The 18,611-nt window shown below is 41.1% G+C and carries 13 protein-coding genes; 6 read left to right on the top strand and 7 right to left on the bottom strand.

Annotated features, from left to right (window positions below):
• The first annotated feature begins 283 nt into the window (after nucleotides 1-283).
• Together purC and coaE are read left to right on the top strand one after the other, a co-directional pair.
• Nucleotides 284-1,009 (top strand): phosphoribosylaminoimidazolesuccinocarboxamide synthase, encoded by a 726-nt coding sequence (purC, locus tag O9324_RS26930; protein ID WP_288141813.1) that lies wholly within the window; start codon nucleotides 284-286, stop codon nucleotides 1,007-1,009.
• A gap of 113 nt (nucleotides 1,010-1,122) precedes the next feature.
• Nucleotides 1,123-1,722: a dephospho-CoA kinase gene (gene coaE / locus O9324_RS26925; protein ID WP_002789360.1), complete on the top strand. Its 600-nt coding sequence runs from the start codon at nucleotides 1,123-1,125 to the stop codon at nucleotides 1,720-1,722.
• Nucleotides 1,723-1,818: 96 nt separating this feature from the next.
• On the opposite strand, the gene O9324_RS26920 is transcribed toward coaE, so the two are convergent.
• Both O9324_RS26920 and O9324_RS26915 read right to left on the bottom strand, forming a co-directional pair.
• Nucleotides 1,819-2,649 carry an energy-coupling factor transporter transmembrane component T family protein gene (locus O9324_RS26920; RefSeq protein ID WP_288141812.1) on the bottom strand — a complete coding sequence of 277 codons (831 nt, stop codon included), beginning with the start codon at nucleotides 2,647-2,649 and terminating at the stop codon, nucleotides 1,819-1,821.
• A gap of 212 nt (nucleotides 2,650-2,861) precedes the next feature.
• Nucleotides 2,862-5,030, bottom strand: a complete 2,169-nt coding sequence (locus tag O9324_RS26915) for a transglycosylase SLT domain-containing protein (protein ID WP_287629491.1) — start codon at nucleotides 5,028-5,030, stop codon at nucleotides 2,862-2,864.
• Between the two features lie 209 nt (nucleotides 5,031-5,239).
• On the opposite strand from O9324_RS26915, the gene cysC reads away from it, so the two are divergent.
• A complete protein-coding gene (gene cysC, locus O9324_RS26910; protein ID WP_287629492.1) occupies nucleotides 5,240-5,785 on the top strand; it encodes an adenylyl-sulfate kinase in 546 nt (181 codons plus the stop codon).
• A gap of 394 nt (nucleotides 5,786-6,179) precedes the next feature.
• A complete protein-coding gene (locus tag O9324_RS26905; protein ID WP_288141811.1) occupies nucleotides 6,180-7,907 on the top strand; it encodes an ABC transporter ATP-binding protein in 1,728 nt (575 codons plus the stop codon).
• Nucleotides 7,908-8,350: 443 nt separating this feature from the next.
• On the opposite strand, the gene O9324_RS26900 is transcribed toward O9324_RS26905, so the two are convergent.
• The 5 genes from O9324_RS26900 to O9324_RS26880 form a co-directional block, all read right to left on the bottom strand.
• Nucleotides 8,351-9,301 (bottom strand): NAD-dependent epimerase/dehydratase family protein, encoded by a 951-nt coding sequence (locus O9324_RS26900; protein WP_287629496.1) that lies wholly within the window; start codon nucleotides 9,299-9,301, stop codon nucleotides 8,351-8,353.
• A 249-nt stretch (nucleotides 9,302-9,550) separates the two neighbouring features.
• Nucleotides 9,551-10,600 carry a uroporphyrinogen decarboxylase gene (gene hemE, locus O9324_RS26895; protein WP_287629498.1) on the bottom strand — a complete coding sequence of 350 codons (1,050 nt, stop codon included), beginning with the start codon at nucleotides 10,598-10,600 and terminating at the stop codon, nucleotides 9,551-9,553.
• Nucleotides 10,601-10,680: 80 nt separating this feature from the next.
• Nucleotides 10,681-12,909 (bottom strand): heavy metal translocating P-type ATPase, encoded by a 2,229-nt coding sequence (locus O9324_RS26890; RefSeq protein WP_288141810.1) that lies wholly within the window; start codon nucleotides 12,907-12,909, stop codon nucleotides 10,681-10,683.
• A gap of 183 nt (nucleotides 12,910-13,092) precedes the next feature.
• On the bottom strand, nucleotides 13,093-14,307 hold the full coding sequence (locus O9324_RS26885; RefSeq protein WP_288141809.1) for an S-layer homology domain-containing protein: 1,215 nt from the start codon (nucleotides 14,305-14,307) through the stop codon (nucleotides 13,093-13,095).
• A gap of 30 nt (nucleotides 14,308-14,337) precedes the next feature.
• Nucleotides 14,338-15,561, bottom strand: a complete 1,224-nt coding sequence (locus O9324_RS26880; RefSeq protein WP_288141808.1) for an NAD(P)/FAD-dependent oxidoreductase — start codon at nucleotides 15,559-15,561, stop codon at nucleotides 14,338-14,340.
• A gap of 151 nt (nucleotides 15,562-15,712) precedes the next feature.
• On the opposite strand from O9324_RS26880, the gene O9324_RS26875 reads away from it, so the two are divergent.
• On the top strand, nucleotides 15,713-16,900 hold the full coding sequence (locus O9324_RS26875) for a glycosyltransferase (protein ID WP_288141807.1): 1,188 nt from the start codon (nucleotides 15,713-15,715) through the stop codon (nucleotides 16,898-16,900).
• A gap of 412 nt (nucleotides 16,901-17,312) precedes the next feature.
• On the top strand, nucleotides 17,313-18,200 hold the full coding sequence (locus tag O9324_RS26870; protein WP_288141806.1) for a calcium-binding protein: 888 nt from the start codon (nucleotides 17,313-17,315) through the stop codon (nucleotides 18,198-18,200).
• Nucleotides 18,201-18,611 lie beyond the last annotated feature (411 nt).

The following is an 18,611-nucleotide window of genomic DNA, read 5'->3' as shown; positions in this document are numbered from 1 at the left end:
ATGGGAGATAATATCAATTGTTGGCTATGATTGAGGATTTAAGTAAAAACTTGGCTGATTCGCCAAAAGTTGACCCCTGGTATCGTGACAGTTTTTGGTTATAGGTTAAGGTTCGGTCGCCAAATGTTGGCATTTATCTTTAAGCTGCAATTATACATTATTTTTCTCAACGATCATCTACCCAATGATAGAGACTTTTTGTCTGGGTTGATCGCCAAAATTTACTGATGCCACTATCTGATTGACTATCGATTTTCTTCTATCAATGCCGAGGATGATAACTATGGAAAAACTCTATGAAGGTAAGGCCAAAATTCTCTATCAAACCGATGATCCTGATATTCTCCTCACTTATTACAAAGACGATGCCACCGCTTTTAATGCCCAAAAACGCGGGCAAATTGTCGGTAAAGGGGAAATTAACTGTACTGTCTCCACTGCCCTATTTCAATGGTTAGAATCCCTAGGAATACCTACCCATTATATCGATCGCCCTAGTTCTAGGGAAATGCGCGTCAAGGCGATTAAAATCATTCCCTTGGAAGTAGTAGTCAGAAATATCGCCGCCGGGAGTTTGTGTAAGCAAACGGGATTAGAGGAGGGGAAAGTTTTACCTTTTCCTCTTGTAGAATTTTACCTCAAGGATGATGCTTTGGGCGATCCTTTGTTAACGCCCGATCGCATAAAAGTAATTGATATTGCCAGGGAGGAGCAAGTCAATCAGTTACGAGATTTAGCCCTGAAAATCAATCAATATTTACAAGAATTTTTCGATAAGTGCCAGATTATTCTCGTCGATTTTAAGTTAGAATTTGGAGTTGATAAAACGGGCAAAATTTATCTAGGTGATGAAATTAGCCCCGATACCTGTCGTCTCTGGGATAAAACCCAAGAGGATGCTCAAGCGCGTATTCTTGATAAGGATCGTTTTCGTCGCGATTTAGGAGATGTGGAAACTGCCTATCAACAAGTACAAACAAGAGTTTTACGACAGATAGAGAGTTTATAACTGTGGGGTGTGTTAGCGAGCGCGTAACGCACCTTAGATAGAGAGTTTATAACCGTAGGGTGTGTTAGCGAGCGCGTAACGCACCTTAATTGAGATTAGCAATTTAATAATTTATGTCGAGAAGAATTATTGGGTTAACAGGGGGAATAGCTTGTGGTAAATCCACGGTTTCTCATTATTTAGAAAATATCTACAAAATTCCCGTCCTTGATGCGGATATGTATGCTCGGGAAGCAGTGGAAAAAGGTTCGGCAATTTTAGAGAGAATTTTGGCGCGTTATGGCAGAAAAGTTAAAACTGAGGATAATTCCCTTAATCGCCAACAGTTAGGAGAGATTATTTTTAATAATCCCGAGGAAAAAATCTGGTTAGAAAGTCAGATTCATCCCTACGTTAGAGAATGTTTTAAGCGGCATTTAGAGCAGTTAGAAGCCCCGATAGTTGTTTGTTCTATTCCTTTATTATTGGAAGCTAAATTAACCCATTTAGTCACAGAGATTTGGGTGGTTTCTTGCAGTTTCGAGCAACAAATTCAACGCTTAACGACTAGAAATAACTTAACTAGAGAACAAGCGATCGCTCGGATTAATAATCAAATGCCTTTAGCCGAAAAAATTGCCTTAGCTGATATTGTTTTAGACAATTCCGGGGATTTAGAAGCTTTATATACCCAGATCGATCGAGCTATAAGTAGCTGGTTAGAATTAAATTGAAGATAGATTTTGGGTTCGATCCCCCCTTAATCCCCCCTTGATAAGGGGGGAAACTGATAGTTTTTAACACCTAACTACTTACAATAGGGATTAATTTTAAAACAACCAGGCAAATTTTCCCACCCCGAATTTTACATAGAGAATAATTGCCAAAACCAATAAAAATAGAAAGCCAATAATTAATAAATAGTCTTTATTGGTTAAGATTGATTCCTGTAAAAATGTGCGATCGGGATCACCAGAGAAAGCTTTAGCTTGTAAAACTACTTCTAATTTTTGCGATTTAGCCATAGCGTTTAAAATTAAAGGTACAGCGATGGAAGCATAAATTTTTCCTTTTTGCAACCAACCCATTTTTTCTATTGCTAATCCTCGTAATCTTTGAGCAGAAATAATCGATCGAGATTCTTCTACTAGGAGAGGAAATAAACGCAGGGTAGAGGAAAAAATAAAGACTATTTTGTAGGGAATTCTGGCTTTAGTTAAACTCACCATCATCTGATTTATATCAGTGGTAAAAATAGCGAGGGGAATAATTAAAACCATCGTGAGAGTTTTAAAGATCACATTTAAACCGTAGAGGGTTCCCTCCACAGTCATTTTAGCAGAACCGACAGTTAATAAGGGAGTTAATTCAGTTTTTCCCGTTAAAGCTTTTACCTGTTCCACATTAAAAAATCCCATGGTAATTAATAAGAATAGATAAAAAGGAGCCATGAATTTTAAAATAGTGAAGAGATAAGACCATTTTACCCCCGCCCAGAGACAAGCTAAAGCGACAATAAGAGTTAGAAAACCGCCAGCGAGGGGACTTTCCCAAGTAAAAGCGATGAGAGTAACCACGATCATCATGGTTAATTTTGTCCGAAAATCTAGGCGAGTAAAAGGAGAATCTCGATCAACGGTTTGCCAGTTAAATGATTGCATAATCAGGAAAAAAGTTAGTAAGTAGCTAGGTGTTAAAAACTGCCAGATGCCCCCTTATTAAGGGGGATCCCCCCGCCTATCGGCACCCCCCTTATCAAGGGGGGCAGGGGGGATCGGCACACACCTTATTAAGGGGGGATTAAGGGGGGATATATCTTCAATTTAATTATAACTTTAAGGGAATGAGTTAATTACCCATCCCCATCAATTCCCTAGGAAGGGTTAGCAACTCTCTTCATTTGCTCCTGAATTTCGGGGTTATAAATCTGGAGATAATTCCAATAATTACCAAACACCGATTCTATATAACCCTTAGTTTCTCTAAAGGGAATATTCTCAACAAATTCATCGTGATCGCTAAAATCGAAACGCTGTCTCCATTTGGAAACTGCCCCAGGTCCAGCGTTATAACTAGCCACAGCAAAAAGTGAATTTCCAGCGAATTTACCGTGGGTATAATCGAGATACCATGTCCCCATCATAATGTTATCTTCGGGATTAGTTAAAGAATAACTTTTATTGCCAGTATTACCCGCGATATATTTACCCGTATCGGGCATAATTTGCATTAATCCCACTGCCCCCACAGGAGAACGGATTTCTTTTTCAAAGCGGGATTCTTGCCGGATTAAAGCCGTCACTAGCAGGGGATTCAATTGTCTATCTTTTGACCATTGTAGGATACTATCGTAGTAGGGGAAAGGGAATAAAGCGTGCCAGTATTTATCATTTTGTCGCAGGACTTTCCATGCTTCCCTTTCCTCCGGGGTATCTCTTTCTCGCAAGCGCCAAATCAGGTTAATTCCTTCTAAATTTTGATTGCGAGAGAGTTTATAGACACCGAGGTTAAATTGTTCGTCAACGGTTAAATTCCAAGGATCGACAATTTCTGCTTGGAAGAGATTCCAAGCGTCCGTATCTTCACCAATTCGATATAATTCCTTGAAAGCTTCCGAACCGGCGGGGGGATCGTTACGAGTGGCGGGTTTGACGGTGGTAGGATTATAGGAGCGGACAGTGGTAAAATCCCCCACGTCCCAACCTAATAAAACCGCCGAGCGCCAAGCATAATAGGAATGGGGATGACGAGAAATAGTGTAGGTAAAAGCTTGTTTTGCTTCTTGGTTTTTGCCCAGTTTTTGCGCCCATTTTCCCACCCAAAAAGCCGCTTTCGGGGCAATTTGACTATCGGGATTATTAACCGCAATTGGCTGCGCCCACTGCCACGCCTTGGCGTAATCACCGGATTTAGCGGCTCTTTGGGCCATTAACCAGCGATAATCGGCGGCTTCGTCGGATTTTGGGTATTTATTTAATAAAGTCTGCCATGTTTGACTAGCGGCCTGGGCATTAGTTGAGTTGAGTAATTTGGCTTTCGCTTCCAAAGCTTCCGGAGCGCGATCGGGAAATTGCTTGACAATGCGATCGAGATATGCTATGGCATCGCGGTTAGGAGAAATTTGGGCGAGTCGCAGTAATCCCAAACCGGTTTCTGAGGCTTGGGGATAGGTTTTAATTAATTTTTGGTAAGCGCTGCGAGCTTCTGGCAGTTTTTTGGCAATTTGTAGCCCGCGGGCGTAACGATAGGCTTGTTCGGGGCTAGGAGCGGCTTTAGCGTAGGCTTTATAGGCTTTTTCGTACAATCCCGACTGCCAATAACCCGCCCCAATCATTGCCCAATCCGCCGGAGTTAACTGATTGGCGTAGTCTTTCACCAAACGATCGCGGGCTTGATTGAGAGTAGGATCAAAAGGATTAGCCTTGGCTAACTGCAACCATAGGGGAAATTGATCAGGATTTTCTTGAAGACGTTGGCGAATTAAAGCCAAAGTACGCGGGTGTCGGGGGTATTCCTTGAGCAATTTCTCATAATAGCTGGGGTCGTATTTGCCCAAAGAGTAGTAAGCTTCCGCCACTACGGGCGATTGGGGATAGGTTTCCAGTAATTTTTGCCAAATTTCTTGCGCTTTTTCACTGTCGTTGGTTAATTCGTAGGCGCGTCCCTGTTTGAGGAGAATCTGGGGAGCGAGAACAGGATATTGTTTTTCTAAGCCTTCTAATTGTTTTAAAGCCGGACCGCCTTCATATTTTCTCAATAAATCCATAGCCAAGAGATAGCGGGCGCGACTACGATCTAAAGAGGGCGCGTCGGCATCAGCAACATCTTTTAACTTGACATCTCGCTCGGTTTGTGGTAAGGAAGCGCTATCAACCACGGCAGAGGGTTGGTTAGTATCTTGACTAGGAACCGAAGCACTATTGCGATCGAGCCAAGCGAGAATTTTCGGGTGAAAGAGAAAGAGACTGGTGAGAGTAAAAAGCGCAACCCCAGAACCTAGTCCAAGAATGAGCGGGGTGTGAGGGGGGAATTTCTTAAACATTACCTTATTAAAGACAGCAACTCAACATACATTATCAATGATCGTGGTGACAGGTTGTTTGTTTCAATCAGGTTGGGGGTTGTTCAGTTATCAGTAAGCAGTTATCAGTAATCAGTGAACTGAAAACTCCCATCTGATCACTGGTAACTGATCACTGATCCCTGAGATATGGTACGCTAAACAGGATTTAAGTATTATTAATGATTGCTATGAAACAGCGCGGCGTGACGGTTTGGTTAACAGGATTGAGCGGTGCGGGGAAAAGCACGATTACCGAGGCATTACAGGCAAAATTAATCGCTGAAGGTTATTCCATTGAAGTTCTCGATGGCGATATAGTGCGGACGAACCTCACCAAAGGTTTAGGATTTAGTAAAGAGGATCGCGATGAAAATATCCGTCGCATTGGTTTTGTGTCTAATTTGCTCACCCGTCACGGTGTAATTGTCCTAGTTTCGGCTATTTCTCCCTATCGCGAGATTCGCGAAGAAGTACGGGGAAAAATCGGCAATTTTGTCGAAGTTTTCGTGAATGCTCCCTTAAGCGTCTGTGAGAAGCGCGATGTGAAAGGATTATATAAAAGAGCGCGTGCTGGCGAAATCAAGTCTTTTACGGGAATTGATGATCCCTATGAACCACCTTTTAACCCAGAAGTGGAATGTCGCACTGATTTAGAGACTTTAGAGGAAAGTGTCGCCAAAGTCTGGAACAAATTGACGGAATTAGGCTACATTCATCAAGCTGTGGCGGTTTAATCACAAAATAACTTTGTATTATTGGAAAATATCGTAGGGACGTGGACTAAAAACGTCTCTACACCCCGATTAACCCCTTAGGCAAATTTGTTAGTTAATCTCCTTTTCTTCAGTACCTAAGCAAGGTTAATTATACCTCTCAGTTAACCTCTGGCCAAAGTGCAAGAGTGCCTAAACAGTGATCAGTAAACAGTAAACAGTAAGTAGGGAGGCACAATTATTTGTAGGATGGGTTAGCGGTAGCGTAATCCATGGGGGTGTTGGGTTTCATGCTTCAACCCAACCTACGTTCTGATAACTGATAACTGATAACTGATAACTGATAACTGATAAATGTCTCGACTAGCAAATTAATTTTGCAGGAATACTTAATATTTAAAGGCGCTAAATTATTTTGAAATCTCGCTCTAGTTATTGGAATCTCATTCCCTATCTCCGTCCCCAAACCCAAACAATTATTTTGGCGTTCATCTGTACGATCGGATTTACGGTGTTTTGGCCGATTTTAGCCTGGTTAGCTGGACAAATGGCCAGATATATCGGTGAGGGAAATGTGCAAGCATTGGCGACACTTTCGGGGGTGGGATCAGTGGTTTTTTTACTGCGGGGAATGTCTCAGTATGGGCAAGATTCCCTGATGGCAAAAGCTTCTTTAAAAATTGCCCTAGAATTAAGAAAAAAAGTTTATGCACACCTGCAAACCCTCGGTTTAAATTACTTTGAAACGGCAAAAACTGGTGATTTATCCTATCGTTTAACGGAAGATATCGATCGCATTGGGGAAGTAATTAACAAATTTTTCCATGATTTTATTCCCTCAGCCTTACAGTTAATTGTCGTCTTTGCCTATATGTTTATTGTTAACTGGCAATTGACGATCGCTGTCATTATTATCGCTCCTTTGTTAGGAGTTTTGGTGGGATTTTTTGGTGAAAAATTATTACAATATGCTCGTCGCGCCCAAGCGAAAATATCTAACCTTTCTGCGTTATTAACCGAAGTTTTTGGCGGTATTCGTGTAGTGCAAGCTTTCGCTGCTGAAGATTATCAAACCGAGCTTTTTGCTCAAGAAGCGGAGGAAAATCGCCGCGCTCAATACCTATCGGAATCCACCAAAGCTTTACAATACGTCGTGGTGGGATTTTTGCAAGCGATGGGAGTTATCTTTTTATTCTTCCTTGCGGGTTGGCAAATTTCCCAAAAGAATTTAACTGGTGTTGAGTTTGTTAGTTATGTGGCGGCGGTGGCTATGTTAATCGATCCTATCGCCCATATTACCAGTAATTATAATCAATTTAAACAGGGTCAAGCCTCCATGGATCGGATTTTTGAATTGTTAGCTATTTTGCCAACAATTACCGAAAAACCGAATGCGATCGAGTTGCCATCCCATAGCAAAGAAGTTGAATATTGTCAAGTAAATTTTTATTACAATGAGGACAGACAGGTTTTAAAAAATATTAATTTTACTGCACACGCTGGCGAAATGATTGCTTTAGTGGGAGCATCGGGAGCGGGAAAAACCACTTTAGTTAATCTTTTATTGCGTTTTTATGACCCCACTTCTGGCAAGATTTTAATCGATGGGGTGGATATTCGTGATGTGACTTTAAAAAGTCTCCGGCGACAAATTGGCGTAGTTTTACAGGAAAATATTCTCTTTTCTGGTACTATAGCCCAAAATATCGCTTTTGGCCAGGGAGATTTTAATCTGCAAGAGGTGGAAAAAGCGGCAAAGATTGCCAACGCTCATCAATTTATTAGTGAACTTTCCCAGGGTTACTATACCTATGTGGGAGAAAGGGGTGTTAATTTATCGGGTGGACAAAGACAAAGAATCGCCATCGCGCGAGCGGTTTTATCTAATCCGAGGATTTTAATCTTAGATGAAGCGACTTCGGCGCTCGATTCGGAATCGGAAGCTTTAGTGCAGGAAGCTTTAGAAAGAATTATGACGGAGCGCACGGTATTTGTTATTGCTCACCGATTAGCAACTGTCAGAAAAGCTAACCGTATTTTAGTCTTAGAAAAGGGTGAAATTATCGAAGTGGGTAATCACGAGGAGTTATTAAATCTTAATGGTCGTTACGCTCAATTTCATGCTAGACAATTTCAAGATTAGTCTATTTGGCGTTAAGAGTTGGGCGTTATTTCTGATTTTATCATTCAAGCCAAGTTTTTGGGGGGTTCTACCCCCCAAATCCCCCGTTGGGGGCGTGGCGCCGCCCCCAAACCCCCCGCGCATTAGTTTTTCGGTGGGATGCTTACACGCGGTTGTTCATACACTTGTACTAATTTAAGAGTCACCGATAGAGCAGTTATCTTAATGGTGAGGTAGGAAGTTTTCGTTTTGGGGAGTCATACCAAATCCGTTGAGTAACGCACAGAAAACGGGTTTCTCGGAGAAACCCGTTTTCTACTCATGCAAAAGGCAAAACGGAGAATAAATAATCAGTTTTTAATAACTGGATTTAGTATCAGTCGCGGAATTAGGTTAGACTTCGTCTTTAGGGAAACGCTGTAAGTATCCAGACAGAATTAATTATAGATATTTTTCCGTTCCCTCTACTTAGGGTTTTTTCGGGGAATTCCTCGCAAGGTTAAAACATCATCGAGGGTGGAACAATAGTTTTTTAAACCAAAATCAGCCGGGGTATAGGTTTTAATGTGGGTGAAGTGGCGATAATTCATGGCAAAACGGTCCCATGCTTCCATCTGCAAGTTAAAAACTTTGATAAAAAAGTTAGCAATGGTTAAAGATAAAGGAATGCGAAAATAGATTTTTTTGTTTAAATAAGTGCAGATTTCCTCCACTGCTTGGTTAGCTGTTGTGCGTTGATTGCCTAGGACAATTTTGCTTTCTGGTGCGGGATTTTCGATTAAATAATTCACCACTTGAGCTATATCTTTAGCATGGATAAAATGAAAACTGCCATCAGCTTGAAACCAACGCACTAAACCGATATATTTCAACACATCCGGTAAACCGCCATAGATATGAGAATAGGGTTTATTTTCGTCACCACCTAAGACAAAAGTGGGGTATAAAGTAATAATTTTATCGGCGATTTTTAGGTCAGTAAACTTACTATAACAAATATATTTAGTGCGGATATAATTAGTTCCTATCTCCCCAGCTTCCGGTAAAGGTTGATTATTTTGATTGAGAATGCTGGCAGTGGAAAAGTAGAGGACTTTCTCGCAGATTTGAGCATCTAAATAACTAATTAATTCTAGGGTTTTTACCACATTAATCTGATAACTTTCCTCCTCTCCTCCCCAACTGGTAGCGATTAAAACCGCTATATTCATTGTTTTTAAAAGCTCGGCATATACCTCGATATTTTCCATGTCGCCTAAAAGTATATGAACATTTGATCGCCCTTGGTAAGTAAATTTTAACTTCTCTGGATTACGCACTAAAAAATATAATTCATAGTCGGGATTTTCCAGTAAAATCTCAGCGATATAATGCCCAATACAGCCACTCACACCCGTTAGAAATATTTTTTTCATTATTTTAATTGATCCAGCAGAATTTAGGGGACAGTGTGAAAGTAAAAGTAAAAAGTAAAAACCGGTGTTGGGGTTTTAGGGTTTTGGGGTTTTAGGGTTTTGGGGTTTTAGGGTTTTAGGGTTTTAGGGTGTTGGGGTTTTAGGGTGTTGGGGTTTTAGGGTTTTAGGGTTTTAGGGTTTTAGTTGAATTTCCCCATTTCCCCATTCCCCCATTACCCCATTTCCCCATCCCCTGTTCCCTGAGTAACTTTATTGATAACTAAATCCTTTAGCAGTTTCAAAGAAGAAACGCACGTTATCTTCAGGAGTTCCCACCAAAACACCATGACCTAAATTAAGAATATGACCTTGATTACCCGCTTTACGAATAGTATCAATAATCCGCTCGCGAATAAAGGACTGGGAACCGAATAAAACCCCCGGATCGATATTACCTTGAACCATCATCGATTTACCTAAACGCTGTCTCGCTTCCGCCATATCGACAGTCCAATCGACGCTAATAATATCAACCCCCGATTTAGCCATTCTTTCCAAAACGCCGGCGCTGCCACTAATGTAGAGAATTAACGGTGTATCGGGATGAGTTTCTTTCACCAAACGAACTACTTTTTGTTGATAGGGTAAGGCAAAAACATCGTAATCTTGGGGAGTTAATTGACCCGCCCAAGAGTCGAACATTTGTACCACTTGCGCCCCACAATCGATTTGATAACGGACATAGGTGGCAATCATATCCGCTAATTTATCTAAAAATTGGTGCAGTACCGAGGGTTCCGAAAAAGCCATCCCTTTAATCACAGAATAACTTTTAGAACCTTTCCCTTCCACTGCGTATGCTGCTAAAGTCCAAGGCGCTCCGACAAAACCGAGGACAGTGGATTTATTTCCCACCTCTTGACGCAGGGTTTTTAAAATCGTTTTGATAAAAGGTAAAGACTGATCGGGATCGAGGGGATTAAGTTGGTCCACCTGCGCTTGAGTACGAATGGGAGAATCGATAATCGGCCCCTTACTTTCGATAATATCAAAGGGAATACCGATTCCTGCCAGGGGAGTGAGGATATCGGAGAACATGATCACCCCATCCGGTTGAAAAGCGCGCCAAGGTTGCAGGGAGATTTCGATCGCTAAATCGGCATTTTCTGATCTTTCCCGAAAACTGGGGTATTTATCCCGCAATTCTCGATAAATCTGCATATAACGTCCTGCTTGTCTCATCATCCACACGGGAGGACGGGGTAAGATTTCTCCTTTGGCAGCGCGTAATAAATAAGGTATTTCAGGGGAGTCAGTCATATCACGATGATTATTCTATTGCCTTTTCTACGGTATCATCCCCCGTACAGCTAATTTTTCTGGTTTTTCCTTAAGAATTGTTAACGCAAATTATCCCGCACCCTGGGATGAACTCGACGCAATCGTAAAGCATTTGTCACCACGGAAAGGGAACTTAAAGCCATGGCAGCACCGGCAATAATCGGATTGAGCAGAAAAGGATAGAGGATTCCAGCAGCGATGGGAATGGCAATCAAGTTATAAATAAAAGCAAAAAAGAGATTTTCTTTGATATTTCCCATTGTTGCCCGACTTAACTCAATAGCGGTCACAATTCCCTGTAAATCTCCCGAAATTAAGGTTATATCGCTTGCGGCGATCGCTACATCGGTCCCCGTGCCAATGGCAATACCTAAGTCCGCTTGTGCCAATGCGATCGCATCATTGATGCCATCGCCAACCATGGCGACAATTTTCCCTTTTTTCTGCAAATATTCGATTTTTTCGGCTTTTTGTTGGGGACGGAGTGCGGCAAAAAAGCGCCGGATACCCAACTCACTGGCGATCGCCTCTGCGGTTTCGAGGTTGTCCCCTGTCATCATCATCACCTCTAAGCCCATTTTTTTGAGCTTGGCGACCACTGAAGAAGAAAAAGGTTTTAAAACGTCGGAAATGGCAATCAACCCCTCTAAACCCCCGTTAACCGCTATCCAAGCCACGGTTTTTTTCTGCCACTCCCAATCGTGGGCGACTTTTTTAAGAACTTTTGTTTCGATCCCTTGACTTTCTAACCATTGTTGTGTACCGATTTGCACGAAATCTGACCCGACTTTCCCCTGCACTCCTGACCCGGTTATTGAGTCAAATTCAGTTACTTCTAGGGTTTTAATCTGGTTTAACTGCCCATATTTAACTATTGCTTCTCCTAACGGGTGTTCAGAATGATTCTCCACCGATACGACTAACTGCAGCAGCGATAATTCCCGTCCATCCCTCACCCCCTCGCGAGTCAAGAAGTCCGTCACCGTTGGTTTACCCTGGGTGAGAGTTCCCGTTTTATCGAGGACAATAGTAGTAATACCATAGGCTAATTCTAAACTTTCGGCATTTTTAATTAAAATTCCCTGTTTTGCCCCTTGTCCTGTTCCCACCATAATCGAGGTGGGTGTAGCTAATCCTAGCGCACAGGGACAAGCGATAATTAGGACTTCCACCATTGTAATCAAAGCGAGGGTGAGATTACCCGTGCGGAGAATCCAAAATAAGAAAGTTATTACCGCAATAATCATCACCACCGGCACAAAATAAGCAGTCACTCGATCGACTAATCTTTGTATAGGTGCTTTTGATGCTTGCGCGGTTTGCACTAATCGGATAATCTGGGCTAAAACCGTATCTTTTCCCACCCGTAACGCTTGCATTTGTAGGCTACCAGTTTTATTAATTGTCGCACCGATTACCTGTTGATTGACGGTTTTTCGCACGGGTAAACTTTCCCCCGTCACCATCGATTCATCAATGCTAGAACTGCCTTGGATAATTATGCCATCGACGGGAATTTTTTCCCCCGGACGCACTAAAATTATATCTCCTACTTTCACCTCTTCGATCGGTAGATCTAGCGTCTGTTCTTCCCTAATTACCCTAGCAGTTTTGGCCTGTAATCCCATTAATTGTTTAATCGCGGCAGCCGTTTCTTTTCTGGCCCGTTTTTCGAGAAACCGACCGAGTAAAATCAGAGTAATGACGATAGCTGATGCTTCGTAATAGACATGGGAATTAAATCCCTGTTTTTCGATAAAATCGCTCTCGAAGGTTAAAAACAGGGAATAAAAATAGGCGGCACTGGTTCCCAAAACTACTAAAGTGTCCATGGTAGCAGTGCGATTTTTAAAAGCTTTCCACGCATTTTTATAAAAACTTTGACCACACCAAAATTGGACGGGAGTAGCGAGAATTAATTGTAGTAAAGGATCGTGTAACCAATGGGGGATAAAAGATAGAGATAAACCCGTCATCATCGGTAAAGAACCGATAAAAAGTATAATACTAATAACAATAGCGATCGATAGTTTAGTGAGTAGTTCTTTTTCTGGCCTGGATTCGAGATTAATTTCTGTTATCGGTGTGGTCTGGAACCCGGCATCCCTAACTTTTGCTTGAATAGTGTTAAGATCGGTACGCTTGGGGTCATAGTCCACATCCACCTGTTCCATGCCAAAATTAACTTGACATCGAATCACTCCGGGGATAGATTTAATTATCCGCTCGATCGAATTAGCACAACCAGCGCAACTCATCCCGGCGAGTTTGAGAGTTTGATGGGTCATAATGTTAATAGCAGCGGAAGTCAGCAACAAAATCCCCTGCAGCAGAGTTATATCTTTAGGATAAAATATTCCCCTAGCTGCAGGGTCAAGAATCCTCTGTTAATTTTTCTGAATAGATATGAAGAAATGTCAAAAATAGTGCCTGTATTTTCCTGACACACCCTTAGTTTTTGTGGACAAATTTCAGTTAACCCCACTCTGTTGTGTATCTTGACCCTGCACAGCGTCGGCAGCAGAAACACCATCACCCTGAAAACCAAAATACCATAAAGCAGCGGCAGCTTCAGCGCGAGTTACTGGTCTTTTTGGCTGAAATAGGGTAGTAAAACCAAAAACTCGCCGAATATTAGCTTGTTCAGCATTTTGAAAATCGGCATAAAGAGCGCGCACCAGCTGCGGGTTAATTTTATTAGTATCCTGAAAACCCCAAGTATTTTTAATCGTATCAAGATTGGCACTCGGTAAAGCTTTTCTGACATCTAATGGCACTTTCCAAGCGATTAAATCTTCCCGGGTTAAAGGAGCATTGGGACGGAATAAAATGGCGCTACTATCTCCCGTTAAAGGAGAGGGAATTAACCCCGCTTCTGCTAATCCTTGAATATAAATATAATCGGGATCGTTATTTTTAACATCACTAAAAGCTGGGGAACTATTGGCAGTAGCTACACGGATTTGTTTACCCGCTACATTAGCATAAATGGCATTATTAGCCTGTAACAACCAGCGAGCAAATTCTCGGCGCGTTATTGTATTATTAGGGTTAAACTGATTGTTATTACCTGTTAATACTCCTAATTTAGCTAAGTCTTGAATGTGGCTCTTTAAGGGATTAGGTAAGGATTCGAGATCGTTAAAACTGGTGGGATTAAGATTGGGTAACGGGGAGGGACTAAGGGAGGGACTAGGGGAGGGACTAGGGGAGGGACTAGGGGTTCCTATTGGACGATAATCGAGGCTATATTCGGTATTGGGAGAAGTGGCAGTTATGGTGATAGTTAACTCTAAATTATCTCGACGGGCCGTTAGGGTACTATTAACTCCTTCCCCAGAAAAGGGAGTAATAATTTCCCAATTATTATTAACTAATTCCTGTTGATAAAAAGCCTCGATCGCATTGCTGGGATCGTTGGATTGCCAACGGGTTTGTCCACCAGTATTATCAGGATTTGTCTGCACGGATAATAATTCTGATTGACTATATCGAGGAATTTCTGCGGGAAAATTTGCCGGTAATTGCTTGTTATTAGGAGAGTTTTCTGGTATGGGATTTGTTTGTAGATTAGGATCGGCAGCCAGACGATTTTCTAGGTCAGGATTGCCACTACAGGCTGCTAAAATGCCCAGCAGAGTGATAATTGTACTGTAGCGAATAAACTTACTCACGGTCTTTACCAATATTGTTTCCTTAGCTTTATCCTAGCCTATTTACTCAGGTTTTTGACTAGGAAAAATTTTGCGCCACCATTGACGTAATTTTCCCAACAGAAATCCTCCTAACCCTTTTGTGTATTTCTCAAATTTGTAGTAAAATAAAACGTCGATTATATCCTGGGTGGAAAGATACTTGAGATAGGATACTCCTTGATCTATACGCGCATCACTATATTCTAAATAAACTTTGCGACTGAGGCGATCGGATAAATTCCATTTGGGTTGAAAATATTCTTGCATCCTCTGTTGATAAGCGGTAAAACTCCTCGATTTTCCCTGTAAATATTCTTCCATGTATTGACAAGCAATTTCGGCTCCTTTCATAGCATGGCGAATACCTTCCCCTCCTAAAAAGTTAACCGTAGAAACCGCATCACCAATCGCTATAATATTCGGTTCTTGATAATAAATATCTTGCAGATTGAGCGAATATTCTAAAATAGAACCATGGCTGTCAATTATATCATATTTCGAGAGATTCATGTAGGTTTGCATAATTTGTGTAATATAACTTTTTAAAGGCTTAACTTCAGGAATATAAGGATGTTCTCCCTCTAACCAAGCGGCTCCTATTTTTAATTGCCGATTATCCATAGGAAAAATCCAGCCATAACCTTTAGGACTCCATTTATGACCGAGAAAAAATACTAAATTATCTTGATACTTTTGATAATCTTCTTCTGGCACAGCAATTAAATATTCAATACCCACTGCTTTTAAAAAATCAGGTTTTTCTCGTCTATGTTTATACATAACTGCTCTGGCATATCCCGTAGCATCAACCAATAAACGAGTATTAACTGTCTCGATTTCCTCTCCTTTTGATTTCAAGAAAACAGTTAACTTATCCTGCACCTGTTGATATTTCAGATAACGACAACCTAAACGAACTTCTCCCCCCCAACGCAGCACTTCTGCGGCTAAAAACTCTCGCAACTTGGCAAAATCAAAAACTACCCCTAAAGGTTGCGGTGATGACCAAAAATGATGTATGCTAGTGGAGATAATTTCGATATTTTTCCAAAACCTAGCCACTACGGTTTCGGGGAGATTGAATTGTTCTAAAATTTCTAGGGGAGAAGCGGCACTAGAAAAATTATTATCTTGCCAACTAGAATGTTGTTCCACTAAAAGAACACGATAACCTTTTTCACTTAATAATCTCCCACAGTGACCTCCCGCCGGTCCTCCCCCAATAATTACGACATCATAATCCATGATTTACTCCCTCGCCTAATCTTGCTAAGTTGCTTCTATTTTACCCTAAATTGCCCTTTGTTAAACCCCAAACTGGTTAAGCTGTTGTCCATCTAAATTTGATAATTTTTTTAACCTGTTCCCTATTCTCTCATCGAAAGGCCACCAGCTTATGACATTTTTTTTATTATTAGTTACTTCCCTATCGCTGATAATTTGGTTATATTTAATCTTAGCTAGGGGACAATTTTGGCTATCTAACCAAAAAATTAATCCTGTCACTTCTTCCTTAACAAATTATCCAAAAGTCTCGGCAATTATCCCAGCAAGAAACGAAGCCGACGTTTTACCTATCAGTTTAACCTCCCTCTTTAACCAAGATTATCAAGGCAAATTTTCGATTATTTTAATTGACGATCAAAGCAGTGATGGTACGGGAAAAATTGCTCAAGAAATTGCCGAACAATCTCATAAATCTGACCAGATAACTATTATTTCTGGACAAGCTTTAGAGATAGGATGGACGGGTAAATTATGGGCAATGAAACAGGGAATAACAGAGGCTACCGAGAAATTTGCACCCGATTATTTTCTCTTCACCGATGCTGATATTGCCCACGCACCAGATAATTTAACCCAATTAGTTACCAAAGCAGTACAAGAAAAACAAGCTTTAGTTTCCCTGATGGTGTTGCTACGCTGTGACAGTTTTTGGGAAAAATTTCTTATTCCTGCCTTTGTTTTTTTCTTCGAGAAACTCTATCCTTTTCCCCTAGTTAATAATCCTAATTCCCCGATAGCAGCCGCCGCTGGGGGTTGCATTTTAATTCGCCGAGATATTCTAGAAAAAATTGGCGGTATTGAGATTCTTAAACAAGCTTTAATTGATGATTGTTCTTTGGCGATTGCGGTTAAAAAATATCTGCAAAATCACCCCAAAAATACAGAGAAATCTATCTGGTTAGGATTAACAGAAACCACCTATAGTCTCCGTCCCTATCCCGATTTAGCCAGCATTTGGAATATGGTAGCCCGCACCGCCTTTACACAACTAAATTACTCAACACTTTGGTTAATCGGGACAATTTTCGGGATGTTTTTAACCTATTTAGCCGCTCCCTTGGGCTTAATCTGGGGATTGGTCTTAAAACAAACATCAATGATTATAATTAGCACAGTCACCTTATTACTAATTGCCCTCTCCTATAGCCCGACTTTAAGACTATATAAATTATCCCCCCTGCGGGCTTTAACTTTACCCCTAATTGCCCTCTTTTATAGTTTAATGACCGTCGATTCTGCCCTGCGTTATTGGCGCGGCCAAGGAGGAGGTTGGAAAGGGCGAGTTTATCCTAATTAGGGATTGCTGAATAATGGTAAAACTCTTTGAAAATAGGGCTTTTGACCTGTTAAAATTGGAACCTTTAAAAACCCAGCATTATCCTTTTACAGTACAATAATTAGTAGTAGGGTGCGTTACGCTATCGCTAACGCACCAAATAAATTAATGATAGATAAGAACTCTTGCAAATTAATTATATGTTATAATGAAGTTAAATTAATGATAGGTGTGGTGCGTTACGACGGATTGTTAGATTTAAGTTTAAGCAGAGATTGTCGCCGTCTAACGCACCCTACGTTTTACTGGGAAAGAACCCCAGCCGGGGAGGTGAATGTAAAGATTTGTTAAATTGTAGCTTGTAATACAGTTTTTCCAAGGGGGGGTAGAGTGAAAATTGGTTATTATGAACAACAAATAGGAGGATTAAGCCATGATGTTTTACGACACTTTTCACGACACTTACCACGGCACAAGTTCCGCAGACTACTGCAACTATACGGGAAGAAAACAACTTATTGCGTATGGTTATGGTGGCAATGATACCATCTGGGGTAATGCCAACAATGATATTATTAGCGGTGGCAACGGCAACGATTATCTGTATGGACAAGGGGGAAATGATACCTTATCGGGAGGGGATGGCAACGATTATTTAGATGGAGGAACTAGCAATGACGAGTTATATGGACAATGGGGAAATGATACCTTATGGGGAGGAGATGGCAACGATTATTTAAATGGAGAAACTGGCAATGACAGTTTATATGGACAAGGGGGAAATGATACCTTACGGGGAGGGGATGGCAACGATTATTTAGATGGAGGAACTAGCAATGACGAGTTATATGGACAATGGGGAAATGATACCTTATGGGGAGGGGATGGCAACGATTATTTAGATGGAGAAACTGGCAATGACAGTTTATATGGAGACTCGGGATATGATACCTTACGAGGGGGATCAGGGAATGATTATCTAAGTGGTGGTATTGGTGATGATCTCTTAACCGGCTCTACATCTCTAACTTATAACAACAATCAGTATGATACCTTAGTTGGAGGGTCTGGATGGGACGTTTTGGTACTAGGTGAAAGTCTTGGTAACTATTATCAAGGTAGTGGTTATGCTCTTATTGTTGACATCGACTGGCTAGACCGTATTCAAATTAAGTGGAGTTCTTCACTTCGCCTATCGAGGGAAAATTGGGCTGGTACTTCTGCTTTAGATACAGCCATCTATCAAGGAGGTGACTTAATTGGAGTCGTTCAAGATAACACCAGCATTTCGTTGGGCAATGTTGTTTTTCAATTTGTTTAGTAGTAGGGTGCGCTCTTCGATAGCGTAACGCACCAAGTAGTAGTTAAATTAATGATAGATGTGGTGCGTTACGACGGATTGTTAGATTTAAGTTTAAGCAGAGATTGTCGCCGTCTAACGCACCCTACGTTTTACTGATCATGGAATAGGTGTGGTGCGTTACGACGGATTGTTAGATGATTGAGTAGTAGTAGTAGGGTGCGCTCTTCGATAGCGTAACGCACCAAATAAATTAATGATAGATAAGAACTCTTGCAAATTAATTATATGTTATAACTGGACTTCCCCCATACATAAATACTAAAAAATTAACAAAACCCTTACTGCAGGTCGCTTCTAAGAAAAAATTGAAAAGAGGCTACTGGGTACATTTTTTACTTGAAAATGGCTGTACCGTTGACTGTATCTGGA

Origin of the sequence: Microcystis sp. LE19-84.1B (assembly GCF_027531875.1) — a bacterium.
In the GTDB taxonomy this organism is placed as follows: domain Bacteria; phylum Cyanobacteriota; class Cyanobacteriia; order Cyanobacteriales; family Microcystaceae; genus Microcystis; species Microcystis panniformis.
This window is presented reverse-complemented; position numbering and strand designations above follow the sequence as displayed.

Coding starts and splice junctions, on each gene's coding strand:
- O9324_RS26920 (WP_288141812.1), bottom strand. CDS start 2,649: ATGCAATCATTTAACTGGCAAACCGTTGATCGAGATTCTCCTTTTACT.
- O9324_RS26890 (WP_288141810.1), bottom strand. CDS start 12,909: ATGACCCATCAAACTCTCAAACTCGCCGGGATGAGTTGCGCTGGTTGT.
- coaE (WP_002789360.1), top strand. CDS start 1,123: ATGTCGAGAAGAATTATTGGGTTAACAGGGGGAATAGCTTGTGGTAAA.
- O9324_RS26880 (WP_288141808.1), bottom strand. CDS start 15,561: ATGGATTATGATGTCGTAATTATTGGGGGAGGACCGGCGGGAGGTCAC.
- hemE (WP_287629498.1), bottom strand. CDS start 10,600: ATGACTGACTCCCCTGAAATACCTTATTTATTACGCGCTGCCAAAGGA.
- purC (WP_288141813.1), top strand. CDS start 284: ATGGAAAAACTCTATGAAGGTAAGGCCAAAATTCTCTATCAAACCGAT.
- O9324_RS26875 (WP_288141807.1), top strand. CDS start 15,713: ATGACATTTTTTTTATTATTAGTTACTTCCCTATCGCTGATAATTTGG.
- cysC (WP_287629492.1), top strand. CDS start 5,240: ATGAAACAGCGCGGCGTGACGGTTTGGTTAACAGGATTGAGCGGTGCG.
- O9324_RS26900 (WP_287629496.1), bottom strand. CDS start 9,301: ATGAAAAAAATATTTCTAACGGGTGTGAGTGGCTGTATTGGGCATTAT.
- O9324_RS26870 (WP_288141806.1), top strand. CDS start 17,313: ATGATGTTTTACGACACTTTTCACGACACTTACCACGGCACAAGTTCC.
- O9324_RS26915 (WP_287629491.1), bottom strand. CDS start 5,030: ATGTTTAAGAAATTCCCCCCTCACACCCCGCTCATTCTTGGACTAGGT.